Below are 24795 nucleotides of genomic sequence, written 5' to 3'. Positions count from 1 at the left end.
TTTACCATTCCCTCGACTTCTTAACCGATGCCAGGGGGAATGGTCAAACACCATAAGATATCCCCCCTCAATAATCACTGCCCTTCCCCCCCTTTTTTTCACAATTATTAACTACTATTCGCAATATCCTAACTTAATACGCTCGTTCTAATTTATTAAACACAATCTTAGTTCCCCAAAACACAATTATCCTCATGAGATTCTCACACTAACAAAATCATAATAATACTTTGTCTTATTTCATGCCCTGGCTCCAAAAATAATAATCGAAACTAACAATGAAAATAAAAACTGCATCAATTCATTAAATTGAAAAACGCCATACAAACAAAAAAATAAATCAATAATTATCAAATACTTAAGCGCTTTATATGCATTTACCATCATTGAGAAAATTATCGCTAGGCAATTTTGCTAAATTCAATCAGTCAATTCATCCCTACAGTTCGAAAGGAATATTTAAGGTGTGGTGTTAGCCACCGTCAGTAACCAGGAGTGAGTAATGAATAATGAATTAATAAGGAAAAAAGTGATAATGAATCCTTACAAGGCTGCCATCGGATTAACTTTATCTATTGGGTTTATTCCCTTCAGTGTAAGCGCAGCTGATAATAATCTAACGTACATAGAAGAAATGGGAAAGCGCCTATTCTTCGAAGAAATATCGTTGAACAATAACATGTCTTGTTCTTCTTGCCATTCAGGCGGAACAGGTGGTACTAACGGTGACTCAACAACAAACCTTGGTGAAGTTGCTGTCAGGGGATCAGATCCCAGCAAAGTTGGCACTCTTAAACCACCAACAAATAAATATGCGCAGTTTCTGGATGGCGAAGGAAAAGTTATCGGGATTAAAAACTTTGATCCTGCTTGCCAAGCATTTGGCGGAACGGCTCCATGTGGTGGTGCCTTCTGGAATGGCCGAGCTGAAGGTGACTTAATCGAATCTTTTCATCAGATTAATGTATTCGAGGGCTTGGGTAACGAATACAAAACTATATATGAAAAATATATAGGTACAGTTTCAGACCAAGCGCACGCAAGCCCATATACAAATCCTGTCGAGCAAGCATTGCCTGATAAAAAGTCAGTCTGTATTCAAGTTGATAGCACTGCCTGGGGTAAAGAGCTGTATAAATATGCCTGGGGAACAGAGCTTACCTGTAATGATGAAAACATCGACAAAGAGTTTGCAAGATTTGCCGTATCTCTATCAGCATGGCAAATGTCCAGTGACAATAACCGCTTTGATTCTAAGCGTGACGTAGCCTTAAGAGGTGATGCTGATGGAAAATTCCCGTTAGACCTGTTTACTGAGCAGGAAAATCACGGTCATGACTTATTCTATGGTGTTGGCCCTGGTACAGGTGCTCGATGCTTCTTCTGCCATCAGAGCGAAAACAATGAGGGTGTCGGAAAATTTGAAAGGTATACCAATGATCGCTATTTCAACCTTGGTGTACCGTATAATCATGAAATACCAAACGCAGCAGAGCCTAATAAAGGGCTATTTGATGTAACATCAAATGGCGCCCACCTCGGTCAACATAAAGTGCCGACATTACGTAATGTAGATAAACGTCCAGACCGCCGATTTATGAAAGCTTATACACATAACGGTTGGTTTAAATCCTTAGAACAACTCATTCATTTCTATAATACAGCGGCAGTTCCGACTACAGATGAAGAATTGGCCGAGTGTGCCGCAGCGACAACTGACGAAGAAAAACTTGCCGTTTCTACCGCTTGCTTCTTTGGCAAGACACGTTGTGAAGCAGGTGAATGGGAAATTGAAGCTGCAATGGAAGCGAATTGCTGGCCAGAGCCTGAAATAAAAGACAATGTTGCTATATCAACGTCAAACTTTGGACCTGTCGGTAACCTTAAAATGACCAAAGAAGATGAAGCAGCGGTCGTTGCGTATCTGAAGACATTAAGTGACAAAAGCAGTGCCACACCACCAAGATCATATGAGTCACGGCCATATGACGAACGACGCCTAAAATAAGATTTAAAAGTCTTAAAAACCACAAACGAAAAAGCCCTTGTCTTTCGTCGGGAACGCCGAGTTAAGGGCTTTAATCAGTGACGGAACGGCCGGGTGGCGCGCCACTGGGGTTGCACGACGGGCAGGCCACCCTGCGGGCCTCTTCGAGAACTCATTCGTCCAAAGGGCGAACACAAATTCAATGCATACAAAAAAGGCCTAGTCTTTCGACTAGGCCTTCAATGTAGTGGCGGAGCGGACGGGACTCGAACCCGCGACCCCCGGCGTGACAGGCCGGTATTCTAACCAACTGAACTACCGCTCCAATTCTGTGTGAAGCCCGACTTTCGCCCAACCTCTAGAATGTGGCGGAGAGATAGGGATTTGAACCCTAGATACGCTACAAACGTATGCCGGTTTTCAAGACCGGTGCTTTCAACCACTCAGCCATCTCTCCGTAAGTGCGGTGCATAATACGTTTTTCATTTTTTACTGTAAAGCACTTTTTGACAAAAAGATGACGACTGCACAAAGCAGCCTCAACCGGGTGTTTTATTAGTCTTTACATATATATAAGCGGTATGTGGAAACCATCAAACCTACCGTTTGACCATATGCCTCCAGGGTAATACTGATACTCAATAATTTTTGCGCGAGGCCTCAAATTCAACATAAATAATCATAGATTTATATACTTATGTTTGATGTTTCACTTTTTTGTGACACCTTTTATGTTCTGGTATACCAGCGTAAGCATTTTCACCGAGTTTAAAGCACAATGATCTGTCCAAAAAACAAACAGCGCCTTTGGGGTTTGCTATCTGTTATAGCAATGCTCAGCTCATCCAATGCCATTGCATCAGAGCAGTATACAGCACAGTGCCAGATTGAACGCACCGACTCGGGATGGCAGTTTCTCAATCCACAATGTGACATTGGTAAAGGCCTCTGGGGTAGAAAGCCAGATGAAAGAGAAAGCAGCTTTTGGCTTCAATGCAACTATAGTAAATCACTCCCGAGTAAAAACCTGACCAAAGCAATCAATCGGCTTTTCCCTCACAATAGTTATCTGGTTCCAGACGGTGATAAATATCGCTGCCTCATCGGCCCGTTCGACGATCAACGACTGGCAGAAGAAGCACAAAATCAGTTAACACGCTTCAATTTTGATAAGGCTTTTATCCGTCAAACAGCCAATAAAATTACTGTTACCGGAAAAGCAGGGCTGATTACACCACTACCGGCTAAAATCCTAAAACCTCGCCAACCAGAAGTTATTGCGAAAGCCGAGCCCAAAAAGCAAGCAGAACCGCCTATTCAAAAAACGCAACCTAAGGCAAACCCCACAGCTCAAACACCCAAACCTGTTAAACAGGAAGCCGAAACTGATAAGCGCAGTGTATTGGTGGAGAACAGAGTCATACTCAACTCATCAATCTACTCATTCACTTTCAACAACTTAAAATATCATCTCCCGATGACTATCAACTCGACTGAAGAAATGCCGCCGATGTTTGTTCGGGAACAAAACATCTACTGGTCAAAAGTTAACTTCACGACAGCCGAGAGTTGGTGCAAACGTTTCGGCCTGAGGTTACCGACCATTGCTGAGCTACAGTATCTCCACACCCATGGCCAGCACTACCTGCTGCGACATCGCTGGCCGATTAAAGCCAACTACTGGAGCAATACCCTGAACACGTATTCAGGTGAAATAAGGACCTTGAACATTCGCAGTGGCCGCCCCGATGACTATCGTCCGCTTGCCCTGCTCTATGCAACCTGTGTTGTCGAAGCAAGTTAAGCCATTAGCCTCTGAGTTACTCCAGAATCATAGCCGGCCTCATTCGAGTCCGGCTTTTATTTACCCAAGTTTTCACTCAAAGCACATCTCTCCTCATCTCGCCGATTACTAGAAGAATTCCGAACTATTCCTATACTGAATATTAATCAGAATTACAGACAGTTGTTGCAATCAATGCCCTACATGAGAGTTAAGCCTACACAGGTTTCTCTCCATAAATACAAAAATGACAGGACGTAACTATGAATCAAACGATCAGGTTTATTTTCGCTATTTCGACCATGGCATTTTTACTCTCCGGCTGTGACAACGGCGGTGCTGAAGACAAAGCCGTAATAAAATCCCTTGAAAGCAAAATTCAACAATTGGAGCAACAGCTGGAGCAATCAGAGCAGGCATCTGCAGAAGCAAGTAAAAGCTCAAGCACCAGTGCTGATAATATAAAAGCCCTTGAAAAGAAAATTGCCACCCTAGAAAAACAACTGGCAGAAGCTCCAAAAGTCGAAACCAAATCATCAACATCCGGTGGCACATTAGACAAAGTATTAAAGCAAGGTTATGTAAAATGTGGTGTAAGTAACGGGCTGCCAGGTTTTTCTAACCCAAATGACAAAGGTGAATGGGAAGGGCTCGATGTTGAATTTTGTCAGGCTGTTGCTGCGGCAACTTTAGGCGATAAAAGCAAGGTTAAATATATTCCGCTTACGACTAAAGAACGTTTCACCGCACTACAGTCCGGCGAAGTCGATCTGTTAGCCCGTAATACAACCTGGTCTCTTCACCGAGATTCTGCCCTCGGTGTAAATTTCGCGGGTGTGAACTATTACGACGGTCAGGGCTTTATGGTTAAGAAAAGCCTTGGGGTTTACAGTGCTACTGAGCTTGATGGAGCAAGTATTTGTGTTCAGGCTGGAACGACTACTGAACTGAATCTCGCCGACTATTTCCATTTCCGCGAAATGAAATACACACCGATTATTTTTGATACCGAAGCCAAAACGGTTAAAGGCTTTGAAGCCGGACGCTGTGACGTCATGACAACAGATCAGTCAGCGCTGTATGCCCTGCGCCTGAATTTGCCAGATCCGAAAAAAGTCATCGTCCTGCCGGAAATAATCTCTAAGGAACCATTAGGCCCTGTTGTCCGCCAGGGCGATTCTCAATGGTTCAACATTGTGAAGTGGACTCTGTATGCGATGCTCAACGCGGAAGAGCTGGGTATTTCATCAGTAAGCGTGGACGATATGAAAAACTCCAATGATCCCAACATCCGTCGCCTAATTGGCTTAGATGGTCCGAAAGGGAAAGGGCTAGGGCTTAAAGATGACTGGAGTTATCAGGTTATCAAACAAGTCGGGAATTACAGTGAAAGCTTTGAACGCACAGTTGGTATGAGCTCCCCTCTTGAAGTAAAGCGTGGCGTTAATGCTCTCTGGCGCGATGGCGGAATCATGTACGCTCCTCCATTCCGATAATTACATATTGTCACCGTTTGAATGCAAAAATGAACACGAGGAGTTTGCCGACCGGCGCTCCTCGTTTTGTTATTGGTAATTTATTCACCATATAAAAGCGCAACCAGCTGAAAAAAGTACGAATAGATTATTTTTTTGTGAGCCATACTCGAATTGAAACATTCATTTACAACTTTTAGATCTAAGCTAAGGATTTGTTAAGTATCATCTTTGTCAAATACTTAACCTGGGCATATGAGCGTACATTAATCACCCAAGTGCGTATTGGTGACTTGCATTTATATGTGAATACCCCAATATATGTCTTAACTGCAATTACCATAACTAACCCTGAGGGGAGAATTTATGAACGATCGTATTGTGAGTCGTAACACCGGTTACGAAAGCGTACTTTCAACCAATAAGAACCTGCGTAACGATTGACGCAAATTATAAGTACTTGTTATAATTGTAAAAAAACAACAATAACAGGTGATTGCATGACCGAAAGAAACATAGTTGTTCCATATGAACGATTCAGTTCAAAACAACAGGCTGAGGGCGATTCCTTACGTAGACAGTCGGATGCAATTAAAGGATTCATAGACAAAAACGGGTATATACTTGATGATCTGGGTTTCGTTGATAAAGGCTTATCAGGTTATACAGGGAAAAACATCAAAGGCGGCGCACTTGGTGAAATCCTTCAGATGCTCAAGGACGGTACGTTTCCAGCCCCTCACAAACGTATCTTGCTTGTTGAAAAATTCGACCGTTTAAGCCGCCTCCCAACAACAGATGCAATAACAGACATTATCAAGCCGATCCTGCGCACAGGTTTAGCTATTGCAACGGTAAAAGAAGGTAAAATCCTTACAAACGATAACATAGATGATATGGGTGTTTTTTTACCTATCATCCTTTTGCTGAATGAAGCAAATGCATATGTTGAAACGCTGACTTACCACGTTACAAAAGCCTATGACGACAAATTTGAGCGATTGGTGAACGAAGGTACGATCATGGGGCATGGTCTGCCAGCATGGTTAAAGTATAACCAAGACAAAACAGAGATCCTGCCCATTCCTAACAAAGTAAAACTTTTGCAAACTATGTTTAGCCTTGCAGCTGTTGGCTACTCAAGTAACAAAATTGCAAATTACCTTAAAGAACATCACGAAGATGAATTTCTTACAGAAAAACAAACTTCATGGAATGTTCAATCAGTACTTCGGTATATGAAAAACAGATCGGTAACAGGTCGCTATACATCAAAAACAAAGAATCGACCAACCGTTATCAGAGAAAATTACTTTCCAGTGGTTATTAGCACTCAAGATTTTGAAAAAGTTCAAGCAATTATAAATTCGCGAACTCAAAGTAAAATCAACAAAGGTCTAAAAACAACGGGTAAAGATGGAAAAACAAAAAACCTTTTTACTGGATTGCTAAAATGTAGTGAGTGCGGAATGGGATTAGGTTTTAGATCGTCGGGTGATGGTCGTGGGACTAAATCAAAATATTCACTTGCTTGTAATGGACGCTTAAACAAGACAGGTTGTAAACACGCTACTATTCAATACATGATGTTTGAACGTGCAATAATGGAACACATTAGGCAGATTAATTTACATGCTGTTTTGAATAATAAATCTAGTGTAAATATGATCGATACATATCGTTCAGAGTTAGCATTAAAAAAGCAACAACATGATATGATCATGAAACAGTTACAAGGTGCACTTGATGAGGATGATATGTTAGATTTCATGATTCTAAAGCGCACCTACAAAAAACAAATGAAAGAGATTGAACAAAAAATCCAAGAGGAAATGATTAAATGTGTTGCTGTTCCAAATTTTGAAAATGTGGAATTAGATTCATTCCTTATGGATTGCGAACTTGATGGTAACACACCAGATTGGAACCAACGTCAAAAGGTTCAGGCTAACCTTAGAATGATTATTAAAAAAATTGTTGTGGATGATGAGAAAATCAAAGGAGTGCCGCGAATGCACCAAATTCACTTTAAAAATGGTGCGGTTGAAATGGTCACAACAAGCAGAAATAAATCAGGTTCAATTTACATTGAAGACAAAAACAAGACTGAACTAAGTAACGACCAGTCAAAATCAGATTATGATTATCTTCATATGTTATAAAATCTATAAACGCGGATTACTCCCCGTCTACTACTCTATCGCATCAAGCTTAAAATTTAAGTCGATTTTTACAAAAATGACGAAAAGATGTAATTATTCTAATTAATAAAACGAAGTGACAGCTCAACATTTGAACCGTCACTTTAGTTAGTATGCTCTCATTCTGAGTGTTGAGGCTTTGATTTGAGAAGACTATTTTTGAGAGTCTGCTATCTGTTTCTGTAAATTTTGAATTAGCTGATTTTGTAAATCAATCACTGTCTGATTTGAGTTAACACGTTGTTCATATGATTCAATTACTGGTTTAAGTTGACTTAAAGCCACATTATAACCAAGTGCTTGTTGTTTATGATCTTGTTGAACTCTCCCACCAGCTAATTTGTCGCGATAACTCATTGCTGATGCACCAGCAATTTTGTTTCCAGTTTCGTGATGGTATATTGGTTTGGTATAGCCTGCTTCATATTCAGGTGATGGATTTTTCTTACTCACTGCACAGTCTCCTTTTGCACGGTTCCGAATTTTAAAGATAGCGGTGGTAAGCTGTAAGTGCCAATCGATTTGATAAACAAATAGGTTTGAGGCATGTCACATTAGTAATAAACGCAAACTATTCATGTTTGCGTGATGCAAAGTTGATGAAACACACTTTGGGGCAAGAGTGAATTTAAAAAAGATCAACCTATAAGAGTAACCTGTCAGTTCTGATGATGTCTTGATTTGATAACTGACAGATTAAGCCCTAACTAATCTATATAAAAAGGCGGTATATCCCCTTATTTTTGAATATGCCAATTTGGACTTTTAGCTGATTGATTACTTAAACCACTCTTAGACGCCCTCAGACGCTCTCTAATCGCACCTGTTTTTCGATCATGCGGAGATACTACCGCTGTACGGTACACCCGAAATACACCTACTACACCAGCAATAACCGTTAATAATACGACTATATTGAACAGCAGCAACGATTACGAAATGTATTCACGACTATTTTATTTGTACAATATTCCTATGTAAATGCACTTATCTGTGAAATGAAAAATTATACGCCATTTTTCAAATAGTGGTTTAAAATTACTTGTCATTTTGAATCTGATTTCATTTTCTCCTGATGTTAAATTCTTTACGGTTATGCGACTTTGTCGTGATGATTTCCAAAGTTTGCAAGTTTTTCTCCTCCTATTGTTTCTTTTTTTGCAAATTTACTTGTTCCATAATAATCTAACTTTACAGCTGTATATCTGATATCACTTTCAATAATTTTTCTAACTGCAGAATCAAGAATGTTATTCCGTACAGGGAACCATAGCTGCCGTTCTATTTCACGTTCAAGATAATCGCCTTTCCATGCGTATGACGGATTTATGACCACTTTAATCATTCCTTTTTGATGTAATCCGGTTGATTGATACCTTAGACAATTTTTATCTCTTAGTGCATTTAAAATACGAGTTAACTTAACCTGCTTATTAGAAAATCTCTTTTCAACTCTCTCTTTCTCCATAATGAAAACATTCTTGCGCTGTATCAATTCACAAAGTATTTTTAGATTTTTTGATTCTGTAGGCGTGATCGATTTATTTATACAGAGATCATCAATTAACTTTCTGCTTACTTCTATGTTTGAGCGATGATTATCAAAATTACCACTACATATTTTTTTCAGTTCTTCTTCGCTGGTTGATTCATCGTATTTTTTGAATTGTGTATTATGCGAATTTGCAAATTTCCTTTTTTTTTGTCTTGTTCTTTTTTTAAACTTATTGAAATCCAAGATTACATTACCTGTAGTTATATCAATTAGGCAATCATCATTAACCGCAAAACTTCTATCAAGATCATATTTCCATTCAGACAAATCAAATGGTTCGGTATATCGTATACCTTTTTTGTAATCAATGATTAATTCACCTGTACCTATATCAATTAGGCAATCATCAAAAAATTTGTAACGTTCATATAGCTCAATGAGAAGTTTGTCTTTGTGCAACTCCTTAGACCTTGCAGCAAAATGGGCTAAATTTATTGCATTGGTGAATTTATTGTATTTTTCTTTTTCAAAAATCGCACCCATAATAGTTCCTTTAACAATTTCAATTTCTGGTTCAAGCCGTTCACTTAAATATGCCAACTTACATTTTTGATGTGTAGCGACTCAATAAGAAACTTCGACAGTTTCATAAATGTGTTTATAATTTTGTGATTTTCAGTTAGTCGCTACGCTCCTAACAACGGCTTACGCCGTTAATTACTTTGTTTTTAATTCTGTTAGAAAACAATAATTCGCGAAGCAGTTACGAACGAAGTGAGTAACTAACATTTATCAATTTACCTATATTTCAGTTAGTCGCTACGCCCCTAACAACGGCTTACGCCGTTAATTACTTTGTTTTTCTCTTTTTAGTATTAATTCTATTAAATGTCTTTATTTAACAAGGAGATCAATAAAAACCATACAAATCAATCACTTAAAGACAAAAATGGGACAGCGTTGTCCAAAAAACGAAAGTAAGACAACTTCTAGTAATGAATGACATTAGACGCCCCTGAAATACATTCTTTCTCTTCATTTTGACAGTTGCTGTGAAATTGCTCCCTGTGCTACACCCCACATTTTTGCAATGTTATGTCATTGTATAGTAACCAGTCGCATACATTTCACGTAATAATTGTAAATTTGCATTATTTGTAAATAGAAGTTTGTAAAAAGTCTTACGGCTATAAAATGCGTTGTGCATTTCATCAAAAGCCTTCATTATCAACCTATTAAATTTAATTAGTTAATGGATAAACTAAAATATAAACCTGATGTTACAGAACAATGAAGAAATCGAAAGTAAGGCGTCTAGAATGGATAAGGAAAGGATATGTGTCAATCTGGCTAGTGTTATAGTCAAATGTGTTAAATGCGCGGAAAATGGCGCATATTTGCTATGCTGACTCCTTATTAGTGATGCTACATTTTCTGATTTAAATCCCACCATTAATTTTAATTGCAAGAATACAACAAATTCGATTACATGTTAGAGAATACACTCTCTCAAATTGTAAATTATTAATATTCACAAAACATGTAGCTATTATATTGACCATACAGTTATCAAGTCAACCTTACTTACCCATATTTATTCGCTTTTATTTTAATAGTGAAGAATATCTGATTTAGTTATTAAATGTTATAGGGGCAATAACTGAAAGTTGTAATTTTCAAAGTTTGCAAAAAATAAAACCTCGTTCGTACATTTACAAACGAGGCTCATTTATATCTGAATTTTGCAAATTATCACTTCAAATAAACAGACTCATATCTGATATTGGATGAACCACCAAAATCAAGCAACTTTAACCCAAAATGAGCTGTCATCTCTATCAAGTCTTTGGACAATTTTGAGTTGGAGTAATTTGCTTGACTTCACTCACTCGCACAAATAAATGTATCTCAAAGTCCCAACGATTGTTAGTTGCGCTGCAATTTTTCCGTGCCCCACTGGACTGCCCAGACTTTTCCTAACAGACACATAGTAAACCTATGATTAACAAGCCTATTTTGATAAATAGTGACGGGGAGAATGGGACGAGTATAGTCACTTGGAAATCAATGCCTTAAAGAACAAGCTAGATTAACCTCACACATATATTGACTATCTCAAAAAGACTACAGAGGATTCAATTTCAATGAAGTAGGAGCACCTCAGCACTCCTACTTCACAATCTTCTATGAAGTAGACAATCTACTATCTAATACCCACTTTTTAGGTTCACCGAAGTATAGACGCGGTTTACTTGCAGATTCTTCATCATTACACAAGTAACATACAATCAAGTTTTTGATTGCTCTTGAAAGGGAAACATAGAGTAGATTTCTTCTGCTTCGGTATTCTTCATTATCAGTGTCATCAAAGAATGCAGAAATGTAATCTGACTTTCTCTCAAACCGCTCTTCTAGAAAAACAACAACATTCTTATATTCTAGACCTTTTGAGTTATGACAAGTCATAAAGACCTCATTGCTTTTGATATCTTTATCTAAGTATTCATACCATTTTATAAACTCTTCTAAGTTTAAGCTGAGAACTTCAAGAATTATTTCATTTACTTCGTCAATATCCTTAAACAAGTACTCGGAAACTTCTTTCACAGAGTTATTAATGAATTGGTCTAAATTATACTCACCGTTACAGGTAGAAAACAAATCCTCAATATTCTCTTGTAATAATCTAGAGTAGGAGCTGTAGCTTGACAGGACATCGTTTATTACCTTTGACAAGCTTACATCTCGCTCTAGTTTTATGCTCCTAATTTCTTTGATATAGTTTAGACTTTCTTTAAGAGTAATATTTCTAGAAGTATTTCCCATAAAATATCTAAGTGACTTGTTTGTAATCTCACTTTTATATAAAAAGTTGATTATGTTATATACACATCTTACAAAATGGTCTAAGTTGTTAATATTGTTGCTAATTATAAGTTTAGATGCATCTTCATGATAAAAAAGTCTGCTAAAAGATCTATAAAGATTCGGAAATCCTACCAGTTCAGATATTGTGGAATTTTTTAATACTAAGCAACATATTTTATCATCTTCACCTAACTCTAGGTTATCTTTAATTTCAGGTAGAAATTCTTTAACTAAATCAGATGTCTTATCACCGGACTCTAATTTACAAGAGTAGTATTCGAATGAACCTCCTTCACAATCATCATAAATAGAGAATTGAGATAGATCATCTGTCCTGAATTTATCAAACACTTCTATTACTTCTTTGAAAGACCTTCGGTTGTGTCGCTTGTTTATAGTGTAAAGTCCGTTGTGAATGCCATGAACTTTACTACCAATTCCTTTTCTGTATATTGCCTGCATTGGATCACCAAAGTACCCAATACACATATCCCGTGTTCGCTCTTTGGCTCTAGTTGAAATCTTACTTAGAAGACTAATGACTGTCGGACTGGTATCTTGAAACTCATCAACGAATATGTATGGATACTTATCTATTATAATATCAAGCATAGAAGGATATTCATTGCAGATAGATAGCGAGTGCTCTAACAATGTATCGTGACTAAACTTCATCTTGTGTAGAGCGTCCCTATTGGTATTGGAGTCATACTTTACCAATATATTATTTTCTCTATCCAACTTATCCTTGGCACGTATTAGTTTTGAAATTTTATTAACGTAGTAAACAGTACTTTCAAACTTTCCTTGATTTTTATTGAATGTATAACCAAATGACTCAACTTCATCTTTGAACTCTTTTACTTTTTTTTCTCTTTTTCTTGAATAATACAAATCAAGAAAGTCTTTACTCAATATCTTCTGAATAAATTCCTTTCTGATCGAAACATTGTTTTGGCTTTTAAACCAAGAGTAAACCTTTCCGCCATCTTTTTTTAAAAAATCTTTCTCTGTAATAATTATTTCTCTAGAAATTTTATTTTTATGGACATTACGTAGAGCTTTCTTCTGATTACAAATAATACCCCAAAGAGCATCATGAATTGTTGAGATCTCAACTAAGTTAGTATTACCAAGTCTAGATTTTAATTCGTTAGAAGCCGCATTTGTATAGGTAATGCAAAGAACTTTTTTGTTATTTGCATTTAGTTGTTTTGACTTCGTAACTAGAATATATTTAATACTTTCTTTTAACGCATAAGTTTTACCAGATCCAGCTCCTGCTTCAAAGACAAAGTCACTCATAGCATCAATTTTTCTGTCTATAAGACTTTGACAAGCCTTTTCGTCTTCTACTTTTTCTAAATTCTCAATAGATAGTTCCATTACGTACTCCAATCAAGCATTTAGTTTAGACTTAAGCCAATTAATCCCACTATCAATGTATGATGGCATCTTAGGGAGTTCTGAGTCTGAAGAAAGCATGTGGTATATGAGCGTATTAGCAAAGTCGCTTTTACTACTGCTCAGTTTTTTCTGCCACTCATAGGAGCTGCTTTTATTTTTTTTATAATCAATTTCTCCCTCTTTACCTACTATACGATTATAAATATTTGGCTTTAGCTCTTTGAGAGTTTCATTTAAAATAAGATTATTATAGTTTGTGAGAATAAATGCTTCCTCAAAACTTGAAGGATAGTACGTTTCAATCTCATCTTTTTGATATACAAGCTTAAATCTACCATTCTCTGATTCATAATAATCTAAATCAGCAGGTAACTTAACAGGCTGTTTTTCTTCTTTACTTGAAGTTTTTCCACAAATATAAGTTTTTATGACTTCATTTGTAGTTTCTCTATCTACAAGAGAAGTAATTTGGGCGAAAGAACTGTTTTCACCTTCTCCTTTTTCTTCTGGCTTTCTTTTAATATCAATGTCAGTTATAACTAAGCATGGTATCTCTAATTTATCGATTAAAGGTTTGTATATGTGGGCAAAAGCTCCATTTATATTAAATATACATATATAGTGCTTGCTCAACTCTTTTATTTCGGAAATTAGCAAGTTTAATATTTGCTCTTCTGTTATTCCTTCAACTAGTATTACTGCATCAGCGAAGAATATATCTGAAACTTTGAACTTGATATGTTTTTTTAAAAAATTCAAGTCGTCTTTTTTTAGTGCGTTTTCTTTTCCCTCTGCCGTTGAGTTTCCAGTAATACTTGTATCACTTAATGGAATACTCTTTGTGTTACCATTGTTTGAACTAGTTAGATAGTTGATATTATCGAAGGTGTTCGATGTATGGATTTTGCTATTTAATATGTGGGATGAATGTGTAGTCAATATTAGTTGACTGTTGATTTCTTTTTTTGTCTTACTCAACAACAGATTAAGTGCATCGTCAATGTTCTTTATAAAAAGTTCTTGCATTTGAGGATGCATATAATTTTCTGGTTCTTCAACACAGATAATATTAACTTTATGGTGTATTTTTTCTAAGTCGTACTTTTCAATATAGTCTATCAACTGGCCAATGATCTTCATTAAGTTTTTGTAGCCTAAACCAAATTGATCTTCAGGGATATAATTTCCGTTCTCTTTAAATTCATAGTCTATGAGTTTACTAAACATCGATGCAAAATCTAGGTTAGATCTAAGGCTAACTTCCATATTACTCTTATCAGTTATTGAGCCAACTACATCGTTTACAGAACTATTATGCTCAGCTCCAACCATCTTGGTCATATCTTTATTAATTTTGACAATATTGTCTTCAATAATCTCACGATTACTCTTGCCTTTATCAGTATTTAACTTGTATTTTACAATTTTATTAAAGACATCTGATAATGTTCTACTATTGTCATCTAGATTGGCATTAATGATCTTTATATCAATTAACTCGTTTACTCTAAACTTACTATCTGAAACCTCGTTACCTTCTACATCATAGAATTTCTTTACGAACTTGACGTCATTGCTAATTAGTGCAATGAATTCTCTAAACTTCATATCATCAGATAAACTTTTATCCCTACTTTTACTCAGAAGACTATCTATTAAAGATATATACTCTAGTTCCTCTTTCACTTCATACTTTACTTTGACTGCAATAAGCTTATCTGAATCTTGTTTCTCAAAGTCATCTACATCGATAAAGTCGCTAATATTATTTATTGAAAATATATCAGGGTCTGCATCTAGTCCAATTGTCAACGTAAAGCTTATATAAGGTAAGGAAATTTTCTTATCTCTTATCGATTCCTCGTTATAAGATTCTAATAATGCCCTTAAGTAGTTGTAGTTGAACTTATTGCCTGACAATAATTCGTCGTTAACCACTTGCTTTAAAGCTGCTGTGATTGTCGTTTTACCTGCGTTATTTTTTCCGACGATAAGTGTTGTTGCATTTGATACTGATTTCGATTCAGCTTCGTGGTAAGGGGTGACAAACTCTATTAGGTTGTCCTCGGAACCAAACTTCCTGTAGTTTTCTATTTTAAGAGACTTTAGATACATGAATTATTTTACCTAACCGTAATGTGCAAAAAATATGGCTAAAAGTAACTCATTCAGAAGACTTAGTATGTGAAATAGTTCTCATAGAACTTTGTTTCTACGTTGTGGACTGCACCCGCTCTCCTAGACAATTTTCATCAATCTTTTGCTTCGATTCATAAGCTAGTTAGGATAACTTTTGGTAGGTCAAACTCGAATCAACCGAATGCGATCGAGTATACGCTCTAACGCGTATGGGGGCAGAGACTTGTCAGCTCGTTTTTGCAAGAGGCTCTTGCAAAATTGTGCAACAAACTGCTGCACAAATTGCGAAACAGCTTGTTTCGCGAATGAGTGATCCTGAATTTGGTCAACAACCTGTTGACCAAATTATTCTCATAGAGGTTTACTGCTATCTAAACACGTTTCGGGGCATTTTCATGTTAGAGCAATCTGTCAGATTTAATCACCCTGTGTTATGCAAACTGACAGATCACACCTAACTTATTTCACCTCAACGATTCTAGATAAGCCTTCCATTCTGCTTGACGTTCAGGCCGGTTTACATTTTGTTCAACTAAATAAGTTGCGGTGTAAATGAAAGCTTGTAATTCTTCTTCACTTTTCATTTGTTCTTTTGTTGGTCGTAAACCACGTTCAACCAACATTACATGTGCTTTGCGGTGTAGTGGGTTTGCAATAAGTGGTTCATACATAATTCACAACCCTTCAGACCATCAAACTATATAATCACTTCTATCATATAACTCATTGTTTATCATTAATAATAACTGTTGATACATGTGCTACTTATTCCAGTGACGTTTTACCGTAGCAATGCCAATTCCCAATGCTTGTGCAGTTTTGCTTTGTGAAAACCCTTGCGATTTACATACTTGAACACGTTCCGTTGTTGCAATTGCAGCAGGCCGTCCAAGCTTTTTGCCTTCAGCTCTCGTTCGTAATAGTCCAAGTTTAGTACGTTCCCTAATACGATTTCGCTCGAATTCGGCGAATGCACTGAACATCTGCAACATCAACTTTCCTTCAGCACTCGACAGGTCTGGAATAGGTAAATCAAGACAAACAACTTTGATCCCACGGTTTATTAGCAATTCAATTGTTTGTTGGCAATCTATCGAATCTCGACCCAAACGATCCAATTTCAAAACGACCAGCGTATCGCCTCTTTCAAGTTTATGTTCAACCATCATTTTGAACTGTTCACGTTTCATTGATTTAGTAGAACCGCTTACCGTTTCACTTATGACACGATGGTCTTCAATTTCAAAACCAGCTGCACGAATTGCAAGAATTTGGTTTTCTACAGTCTGTTCAGTAGTTGATACTCTACAATACGCATACCTACGTGCTGTCATGGTTCGTTCCCTAATTTGGTATCACTTAATGTGGTATCATAATACCACTGGTATCATTTATTACAAAAGACACTTTATGATACCAATATGGACTTTGTTTGCTTGGTATCACAAAACGAATGTATTTTGATACCAGCAATGTATTAATTTGAATTTATCAATACTTAACTTGTAAGTTTGTAAATTCAGGAATTTTACTTTGCGCATCTACAAATGTTCACTAACTAACACACTGTACAATTACACAGAAACAATTTTGTGAGACAACATCAATAACTGTTCTACAACCATCACAACAGACAGAAATGGTATTCACTGATACAAGTACAAATTCTGTTACAATCCGTGTGCTCCATTATGATGTGTTACATGCTATAAGGACACATAAGATAAATCCGTCTGTTAGAGGTGTCATGAGTTTTAAAGGTGTTGGATATGCTAGAGCTAACAACATTATGAAACATCTTGTAGAATCAGAACATCTGATTAAAACAGAATCAGGCAGATATCAATTAAACGAGGTCAATTAATGATTACTTCTACTTCATACGAAGCGCGTCAATCGTTATCCACTAATAAAGTTTTACGCAATACCTACTTCCTGCTGTCACTAACACTGGTATGGTCAGCTGTTGTCGCAGGGTTTGCTATGGCAATGAACCTTCCGCATCCTGGTCTACTTATCACGATCGTTGGTTTCTACGGCCTGATGTTCCTGACTGAGAAAAACCGTAACAGCAGCCTTGGCCTGGTATTCGCCTTTGCCTTCACCGGCTTCTTAGGTTATACCCTTGGCCCTATTCTGAACCTGTATATTGGTGCTGGTCTTGGTTATGCCATCATGCCGGCTCTTGGCGGTACCGCACTGACGTTCCTTGCATGTTCAGCTTATGCTCTAACTACCAAACGTGATCTGTCTTTCCTTGGCGGTATGTTGTTTGCTGGTTTCTTCGCAATCATTGTTGCTGTAATTGCTAATATCTTCCTGCAGCTACCTATGCTGTCTCTGGCTATCAGCGGTATGTTCGTACTGTTCTCGTCTGCTGCTATTTTGCTGACAACTCAGAGCATTATTCGCGGTGGTGAAACAAACTACATCTCAGCAACAATTACTCTGTATGTGTCTATCTACAACCTATTCCTGAGTCTGCTTCAGATTCTTGGTGTGATGGGCGGCGACGACTAATAAAAAGTTGTTACTCTTAATTACTAAAAAGCGCCTATCTGGCGCTTTTTTTGTATCTGAAATCGCTCAACCTACACTTTTACTTGCAGCTTCAATACTTAGTCTCTATTCTTGCTCGGTTACAAATATCGAGGCGTACCATGCTTGAATTTGAAGGTAAACAAATTGAAACCGATGCTCACGGCTATCTGAAGAATGTTGATGATTGGTCTGTAGAGCTGGTTCCCCTTCTCGCTGAAGAAGAAGGTATCGAGTTGAGCGAAGCGCATTGGGAAGTTGTCCACTTTGTACGTGATTTCTACAAAGAGTTTAATACTTCCCCTGCTATTCGCATGCTGGTTAAAGCGATGGCTAAGAAGTACGGCGAAGAAAAAGGTAACTCACGTTACCTGTACAAGCTGTTCCCTAAAGGCCCGGCTAAACAAGCAACAAAACTAGCCGGACTGCCAAAACCGGTAAAATGCATCTAATGCAAGTCAGAGCCCGGAACTGAGTTCCGGGTTCTACATAATTTCAAACCCGTCTACATGGCGCCATTCAACTTCTTCTGATTCGACGCTATCAACCCTCGATGTTCTTGGTCCGTCCTCAAGCCAACGGAGCAACTGATTTACTTTTTCTTCATGACCGCAGGCAAGTACTTCAACACTACCGTCCGGCAAATTTTTAGCGTAGCCCGTCAAACCAAACTTTAATCCTTGATGTGCGGTGTGAAATCGAAAACCGACGCCCTGCACCATTCCTTTTATCAAAGCTTTTACACAAATTTGTGACATCCATCACCTCAAGAAATCCGCAAATTATTCGATAATTCCCTTGTATCAGTTTCCTAAAAACGCCTGATACATGACTCATTTGCTACAGCATAGGATAATAAAATGAAAGAAGTTGCCTTTCGATGGATCGATAAGTATTTAATTAATATAACAATACAGGAAAAATTCTATCTTCTGTTCATACTCCCTATCATTGCTATGCTGAGCATCAGTGCAATTTTAGTTGATGCCGCGAATGAACAACGTATTGAAATTACGACCAGTCAATTAAATGCAACGTCAAATTTACTTTCCGAATACAAAATAAACCAATCTGATGCCGCATTCATGCTGGCAAAAACCGGATTCCAAATTGGCAGTGGTGAATTATCAGCCCCAGTGTCTGGAATGAACTATTCAATCGCTGCAACCGAGCTACCAGGCTTACTAAGCTACCTTTCACCACTACAAATCACTCTTGCCTCCATTGTACTGATTGTGGCTCTGGCGACTGTGTACTACATCATGTCCTTCATCGGCGGTGCGATGTTTACCACCAATAAAGCCCTGCAGGCACTTGCTGACGGTGATTTAACTAATCGCCTTAATTTCTTCAAGGTCAGGGACGAATTCAGCACACTGGCAATCACTATCGATAAAGTCAGTGAACGCGAACAAAAACTGGTTCTGGCGACCCAGGAAGCCATCGCCCTGATGCAGCAGCTTAGCAGTAACCTACGCCAGCGCAGCCATGAAAGCGAAAGCCTGTCTTCAGGTCAGCAGCAACACCTGGATTCACTGGCGAGCGCAACTGAAGAAATGGCAACGTCTATTCGTGAAGTAGCCGAGCATGCTCAGGAAACTTCCCTACAGACACAAGAGGCTCAGCGTGTATCTGAACAAGGGCGAGCTCAGGTTGAGCAAACACGTGGGGCTATCGCTCAACTGAGTAATGAAATCAGCCAGGCTGCTGATGCCGTTGCCGAACTCGACAGTAATGCAGCTAAAATTGACGATGTCGTAACTACCATCAACGGCATTTCCGAACAAACAAACCTGCTGGCATTAAACGCCGCAATTGAAGCGGCCCGTGCCGGTGAACAAGGCCGCGGATTCGCCGTTGTTGCCGATGAAGTGCGTACCCTTGCTGGCAGAACCCAGACAGCAACTGTCGAAATCCAGCAAATGATCGAAGCATTACAACAGAACAGCCAGACGCTGATGAGCGTAATGAAAGATACTGTTAACAATGCCCAGAACAGCGAACAGCAGATGGATTCGGTAGACAGCGAAATTAGCCAGATGACCGAACGCAACCAGCTGATTTCTGATCGAAGCACTGAAATTGCAGCCGCAGCTGAACAACAAGGAGCAGTGGCAGACAATATTGCATCAAGCGTAGAAGAAGTGCGCAGCCAGTCCAGCAAAATTAATGAAGCTATCAGTCAATCTGCCAATGAGATCGAGCGCCTGAACCAACAGTCTGAAGTCCTTGAGTCACTAATGAATGGCCTGAGAGCTTAAATTAATGAGCAACAGCTAAATCTAAAGGGTGTACCAACGCGTACACCCTTTTTTATATTCTTGCTCTGCGAGCAAGATATATTTGCTTTTCTGCTTTGCGGACAACATAATACGCGACCATTCTGAACTCCATACTGGGCATGTCATGACAGCTTCAATTTATCTGGTTAAAGGCCGTGAAAAATCACTTCGCCGCCGCCATCCTTGGGTATTTTCACGTGGTATTCAACGTATTGAAGGTAAACCATCTCTTGGTGAAACCGTAGATATTTTTGATCACAAAGGCGAATGGTTAGCACGCGGTGCATATTCTCCGCAATCGCAGATCCGTGTTCGCGTATGGACTTTCAACAAGAAAGAAGCCGTTGATGTTGATTTCTTTGTTAACCGCCTGAAAACAGCTCAGGGCCTGCGTGACATCCTGGCTGAACGTGACGGCCTAACAGGTTACCGTCTGATCGCCGCTGAATCTGATGGCCTACCGGGCATCACTATCGACCGCTACCAGAACTTCCTGGTGTGCCAACTTCTGAGTGCCGGTGCCGAAGCACAAAAAGACGCACTGGTTGAAGCCCTGAAGACCTGTTACCCGGAATGCAGCATCTACGAACGTTCTGATGTATCTGTTCGTAAGAAAGAAGGCCTTAAGCAGCGCACTGGTGTTCTGCATGGTGAAGAGCCGCCTAAATTCGTGACTATCGAAGAGAACGGCGTGAATATTAACGTTGATATCGTTGGTGGCCACAAAACCGGTTTCTACCTTGACCAGCGTGACAGCCGTCAGGGCTCCGTGAAATATGTCAATGGCAAGCGTGTACTGAACTGCTTCTGTTACACTGGTGGTTTTGGCCTATACGCGCTTAAAGGCGGAGCGAGTGAAGTTGTGAATGTTGACGTTTCACAGCCTGCACTGGACACAGCTCGCATGAACGCAGAAATGAACGGCCTGCCGGTTGAGAATGCGCAATTCCTTAATGCAGACGTATTCAAACTACTTCGCGACTACCGTGAGCGTGGCGAGAAGTTTGATGTTGTGATCATGGATCCACCAAAATTTGCAGAGTCGAAATCTCAGCTGGTTGGTGCCTGCCGTGGTTATAAAGATATCAACATGCTGGCAATGCAAATCCTTAATCCGGGCGGCACACTGCTGACTTACTCATGCTCTGGCCTGATGGACAATAACCTGTTCCAGAAGATCATTGCTGACGCAGCACTGGATGCTCACCGCGAAGTTCAGTTTATCGAACGCTTTAGCCAGGCGGCAGACCACCCGCTGGATAGTGCTTATCCGGAAGGTTTCTACCTGAAAGGTTTCGCCTGCTACGTTAAGTAACAGCTACAATACCAAAGTACACAAAGGAGCCTGGCAGTCGTCAGGCTCTTTTTATATCTGCATTAGTTACGGCTATAACTGCTGTGCTAATCACTTAACATAGCTGCGATACATCCACACAAAGTCATGATGAACAAAAACCACTTCAATGTTTCCGGTTTAGCTTTAATCGCCATTTTCACCGCAATGTGAGCCCCGAACATCGTACCTAACGCCAAAATCAGCCCGGGCAGCCAAAGTATTAATCCTTCTGCTGCAAACAGAATCACCGATGCCAGGGTAAAAACCAACGTACAAAGCATCTTCAACGCATTGGCTCTTACCAAGTCATACCTTAATGTACCCGCTAACGCCGCCAACAGCACAAAACCGACACCAGCCTGAACAAAACCACCGTAAAAGCCGGCTAAGCCAAGTCCCCACCATGACGCAGGAGTATTCTTAACTCTTCGGCATGGCGTTCCAGGCTCAGGGGCAACCACAGACGGCCGAATTAACATTACTAACGCCATTGCCAGCATAGTGCCAAGCAGTAGTGGTTTTATCCATACCGATGGCGCATAAGCCGCGGCGGCTGCCCCCAGCAAGCCCCCGATAATACTCGGTATCAGTATCGGCACCGTATCATCAGTCTCAAGCTTACCGTGTTTCTTAAATCCTCTAACTCCAACCAGATTCTGAAGCAACACCCCGACTCTGTTGGTCGCGTTGGCGACTTCAGCTGGCATTCCCATCACCATAAGTGCAGGTAACGTTAAATTCGAACCGCCACCAGCGAGAGTATTGATAATACCGGCTAAAAAACCGGTAACCATCAATAATCCGACCTGAAACAAGCTAATGTCCATATTCATTACAAAATCCCTGTAGCGACAATAGGTAGCTCTTACACTGTGTTGATGATTTTTAACGCAGAATAATTGTATTTTCAAATCTCGAAGTAGCTAAGAACCAATAAACTCTTTTTGAACAAGTAACTTGAGGTGACTCAGGTATATCAATTATTCTGTGCCCAATACGCTATAGCATTCAGGCTATATTCAGGCATTCAGCGCGAAACTGCCGTGATAACAGGAACATCAAGGAATCGACATGAAACTTAGAACAGCCATTCTCGCCCTTACCGCATGCGGTCTGAGCTTCCCTTCGCTTGCAGATATAAACCTGGAACTTCCTTACAGTGCCGAGCTTGTTCTGGTCAACGGTGTCAAAAAAGATGGCAACGAGCCGCTTGTCCTGAAAAATGGCGAAAACCAGATTGCTTTCCGATATCAGGACGGTTATCGCGAAAATGGTGAATACCAACTGTTCAAATCTGACGTAATTATTGTCAAATTCAATGGTCAAGATGCCAATTACCGCCTTGAAATGCCTAAATTACGAAATGAGATGGAAACATTCAAATTCAATAACAACCCATCTATTAAACTGACTGATACTAACGGCCAGGCTATCAATTTTGAACAAGACAAACTAATGAAGTCAGGTATTCAGTTCGGTCGCGATTATGAAGCAGAAATGGTGGCCTATAACCTGACAGATAACGCTGCAGCAATGAAATCAGCAGCTATTACCACACTACCGGCAAAAGTGGATCTGGATGGTAAGCAACAAGGGGAAAATGTTGCAGAAACAATGTTGAACTACTGGTATGAACAAGCCGATCCGGCAACACAAGCCCGCTTTAAAGCCCGCATCAACCAAGTTCAGTAACCCAAACAAAAAGCTCAGCATTGGCTGAGCTTTTTGTATTAATTCATCAAATAAGTGTCGGTTTGCATTTCTTCCAACATTTGTTGGTAAAGCTTAGGAACAGAATCAACCGACAACTTACAACGAGCACTTAGCTGATTAAGACGCTCCCAATCCGCGTCCTCATATGCAAGTACAATATCAACCACTTGCTTAAGATCACATTGCTTTCCAGTCAGCGCTTTTCTTATATCTTGATGAATCTGCAGCAATTCCAGTGCTTCTTCCATATCAAGGCCAAGGATATCCGGTAAACTGGAGAACAAACCGCTCAAAAATGCTCTGTCGATGACCGAACGTTTTTTTCCCATTTTTTTCGCAAGTAACTCACAGAAACGAGCCCTTCCTGCGGCCTTAAAATAAATATCTCCCGGCCTGGAGTCCGTCAGTTCCTGTGCTGTCAACAGAGAGATAAACTTGCGCATATTATTCTCCCCAATAAAACAGATAGCCTGCTTTATGGAGTAAATACCCGACTCTCTGCCATACATAGCTGAGTTCAAAAAAGCGATAAGCTTATGAGCCAATTGGGAATCAAGAGTAAGAATGTCAGTAAGCTTTTTATAGCAATAGTCTTCACGCATCACATGCTGAAAAACATTAAGTAGGGATCCTTCATTCAACTTATTTGTCCGGACTTCTGACAGATCTTGCTTAGCAAATAAGTCACCGATAAAGAAATCATTATTGAATGCACTTAGCTTTCTGAACTCATCATCAGATCGGATCTGATCAAAGATGATCTTCGTTTTATAGGCCTGCGCTTTTTCAACTTTCTTACGAATATATTCTGATGACTTATTTCGTACATCAAGTTTGATGTGGCTGGCACACTTTAAAAATTCTTCTTTCCCTTCATGAAGAGCGCGCTCATCCAAAATAATAAAGAACTGATTTCGCTTGCCGATCCGTAATAAATCCAGCAGTTCATCATCAAAAACTTCTTCTGATGACAGCTCAATACCTGCCGTCCTGGATGAGAAAAAATACCCCAGAACACTTTTAAGAGTTCGTCGCTCAAAAGGGATAATAACGGTTTTATTATCTGACAAATGTTCAAGACCTGCCTTGACCAGCACATCATTCAACTGTTTTGAATCAAACTTGCCACGAAAGACAGAAAGCGGGATACATTTGTTAGACAATTTATCCGGATTCATAAAACTCAGTTGAAAAGCTACTTTGTTCTTTTTGGCGTTATAAATCGGTTGTCGGACAGCAGATAGTTCCATTTGAGACAGACTCAGGCACCTGTAAATGTTTTGAAAACATCAAACCACAGCTATATCACAGCTGAATATTATGCCATGCAGTTATACAAGCGCACTATTAACAAGTCAAACAATAAGGTCAAACGCACGCTGTTTTAAAAATCACTTAATAACGTCTAATAAAAGCATATGCTGTTAAGTTACTCATTAATATAAATAAGCTTCCCAGAAAAAAATAACCGACCAGTACCGTTATAATTTTTATTATCGGTGCAAATTAAGTGCTTTGTAATTTCATAAAACAAACAGGTGATTGCGACGCGCTATGTAAAAATCAATAAA

18 protein-coding genes and 2 tRNA genes are annotated in these 24795 nt (G+C 39.2%); 9 read left to right on the top strand and 11 right to left on the bottom strand.

Annotated elements, in window-relative coordinates:
* The first annotated feature begins 502 nt into the window (after positions 1–502).
* Entirely contained in the window at positions 503–2008 is a 1506-nt protein-coding gene (locus tag AACQ93_RS07005) for a cytochrome-c peroxidase (RefSeq protein WP_064603204.1), read from the top strand.
* Positions 2009–2235: 227 nt separating this feature from the next.
* On the opposite strand, the gene AACQ93_RS07000 is transcribed toward AACQ93_RS07005, so the two are convergent.
* Positions 2236–2312 (bottom strand) — tRNA-Asp (locus AACQ93_RS07000).
* Positions 2313–2353: 41 nt separating this feature from the next.
* Positions 2354–2444: transfer RNA gene (locus AACQ93_RS06995), tRNA-Ser, on the bottom strand.
* Between the two features lie 321 nt (positions 2445–2765).
* Here AACQ93_RS06995 and AACQ93_RS06990 point away from each other — a divergent pair.
* The 3 genes from AACQ93_RS06990 to AACQ93_RS06980 all read left to right on the top strand — a co-directional run bounded on the left by AACQ93_RS06990 (position 2766) and on the right by AACQ93_RS06980 (position 7407).
* Positions 2766–3791 carry an SPOR domain-containing protein gene (locus AACQ93_RS06990; protein ID WP_232323293.1) on the top strand — a complete coding sequence of 342 codons (1026 nt, stop codon included), beginning with the start codon at positions 2766–2768 and terminating at the stop codon, positions 3789–3791.
* 242 nt (positions 3792–4033) lie between these two features.
* On the top strand, positions 4034–5266 hold the full coding sequence (locus tag AACQ93_RS06985) for an amino acid ABC transporter substrate-binding protein (RefSeq protein ID WP_157097522.1): 1233 nt from the start codon (positions 4034–4036) through the stop codon (positions 5264–5266).
* A 479-nt stretch (positions 5267–5745) separates the two neighbouring features.
* Positions 5746–7407, top strand: coding sequence for a recombinase family protein (locus AACQ93_RS06980; protein ID WP_064603201.1), 1662 nt, complete (start codon positions 5746–5748; stop codon positions 7405–7407).
* A gap of 192 nt (positions 7408–7599) precedes the next feature.
* Here AACQ93_RS06980 and AACQ93_RS06975 read toward each other — a convergent pair whose 3' ends face one another.
* The 6 genes from AACQ93_RS06975 to AACQ93_RS06950 form a co-directional block, all read right to left on the bottom strand.
* On the bottom strand, positions 7600–7899 hold the full coding sequence (locus AACQ93_RS06975) for a hypothetical protein (RefSeq protein ID WP_064603199.1): 300 nt from the start codon (positions 7897–7899) through the stop codon (positions 7600–7602).
* A gap of 640 nt (positions 7900–8539) precedes the next feature.
* Positions 8540–9484, bottom strand: a complete 945-nt coding sequence (locus tag AACQ93_RS06970; RefSeq protein WP_064603196.1) for a hypothetical protein — start codon at positions 9482–9484, stop codon at positions 8540–8542.
* A 1641-nt stretch (positions 9485–11125) separates the two neighbouring features.
* Positions 11126–13195 carry a UvrD-helicase domain-containing protein gene (locus tag AACQ93_RS06965; RefSeq protein WP_064603193.1) on the bottom strand — a complete coding sequence of 690 codons (2070 nt, stop codon included), beginning with the start codon at positions 13193–13195 and terminating at the stop codon, positions 11126–11128.
* Positions 13196–13207: 12 nt separating this feature from the next.
* Entirely contained in the window at positions 13208–15331 is a 2124-nt protein-coding gene (locus AACQ93_RS06960) for an ATP-dependent nuclease (RefSeq protein ID WP_064603190.1), read from the bottom strand.
* Positions 15332–15819: 488 nt separating this feature from the next.
* Positions 15820–16026: a hypothetical protein gene (locus tag AACQ93_RS06955; protein WP_064603184.1), complete on the bottom strand. Its 207-nt coding sequence runs from the start codon at positions 16024–16026 to the stop codon at positions 15820–15822.
* A 90-nt stretch (positions 16027–16116) separates the two neighbouring features.
* Positions 16117–16689, bottom strand: a complete 573-nt coding sequence (locus AACQ93_RS06950; RefSeq protein WP_064603181.1) for a recombinase family protein — start codon at positions 16687–16689, stop codon at positions 16117–16119.
* Positions 16690–17218: 529 nt separating this feature from the next.
* Between AACQ93_RS06950 and AACQ93_RS06945 the strand changes: the two genes are divergently transcribed.
* Both AACQ93_RS06945 and tusE read left to right on the top strand, forming a co-directional pair.
* Entirely contained in the window at positions 17219–17875 is a 657-nt protein-coding gene (locus AACQ93_RS06945; protein ID WP_064603175.1) for a Bax inhibitor-1/YccA family protein, read from the top strand.
* A 140-nt stretch (positions 17876–18015) separates the two neighbouring features.
* Positions 18016–18345 carry a sulfurtransferase TusE gene (gene tusE, locus AACQ93_RS06940; protein WP_007462412.1) on the top strand — a complete coding sequence of 110 codons (330 nt, stop codon included), beginning with the start codon at positions 18016–18018 and terminating at the stop codon, positions 18343–18345.
* Between the two features lie 33 nt (positions 18346–18378).
* Here the strand turns inward: tusE and yccX are convergent, their stop codons facing one another.
* A complete protein-coding gene (gene yccX / locus AACQ93_RS06935; protein ID WP_007462410.1) occupies positions 18379–18651 on the bottom strand; it encodes an acylphosphatase in 273 nt (90 codons plus the stop codon).
* A gap of 102 nt (positions 18652–18753) precedes the next feature.
* On the opposite strand from yccX, the gene AACQ93_RS06930 reads away from it, so the two are divergent.
* On the top strand, positions 18754–20154 hold the full coding sequence (locus tag AACQ93_RS06930) for a methyl-accepting chemotaxis protein (RefSeq protein ID WP_064603172.1): 1401 nt from the start codon (positions 18754–18756) through the stop codon (positions 20152–20154).
* A gap of 145 nt (positions 20155–20299) precedes the next feature.
* A complete protein-coding gene (locus tag AACQ93_RS06925; RefSeq protein ID WP_064603168.1) occupies positions 20300–21490 on the top strand; it encodes a class I SAM-dependent methyltransferase in 1191 nt (396 codons plus the stop codon).
* A gap of 86 nt (positions 21491–21576) precedes the next feature.
* Here the strand turns inward: AACQ93_RS06925 and AACQ93_RS06920 are convergent, their stop codons facing one another.
* Positions 21577–22338 (bottom strand): sulfite exporter TauE/SafE family protein, encoded by a 762-nt coding sequence (locus AACQ93_RS06920; RefSeq protein ID WP_064606553.1) that lies wholly within the window; start codon positions 22336–22338, stop codon positions 21577–21579.
* A gap of 244 nt (positions 22339–22582) precedes the next feature.
* On the opposite strand from AACQ93_RS06920, the gene AACQ93_RS06915 reads away from it, so the two are divergent.
* Positions 22583–23203 carry a YccT family protein gene (locus AACQ93_RS06915; protein WP_064603165.1) on the top strand — a complete coding sequence of 207 codons (621 nt, stop codon included), beginning with the start codon at positions 22583–22585 and terminating at the stop codon, positions 23201–23203.
* A gap of 38 nt (positions 23204–23241) precedes the next feature.
* On the opposite strand, the gene AACQ93_RS06910 is transcribed toward AACQ93_RS06915, so the two are convergent.
* The gene (locus AACQ93_RS06910; protein ID WP_198160101.1) at positions 23242–24402 is read right to left on the bottom strand and encodes an EAL and HDOD domain-containing protein; all 1161 of its coding nucleotides are present in this window, start codon (positions 24400–24402) and stop codon (positions 23242–23244) included.
* Positions 24403–24795 lie beyond the last annotated feature (393 nt).

Origin of the sequence: Photobacterium sp. J15, assembly GCF_963870815.1 — a bacterium.
Classification (GTDB): Bacteria; Pseudomonadota; Gammaproteobacteria; order Enterobacterales; family Vibrionaceae; genus Photobacterium; species Photobacterium marinum.
This window is presented reverse-complemented; position numbering and strand designations above follow the sequence as displayed.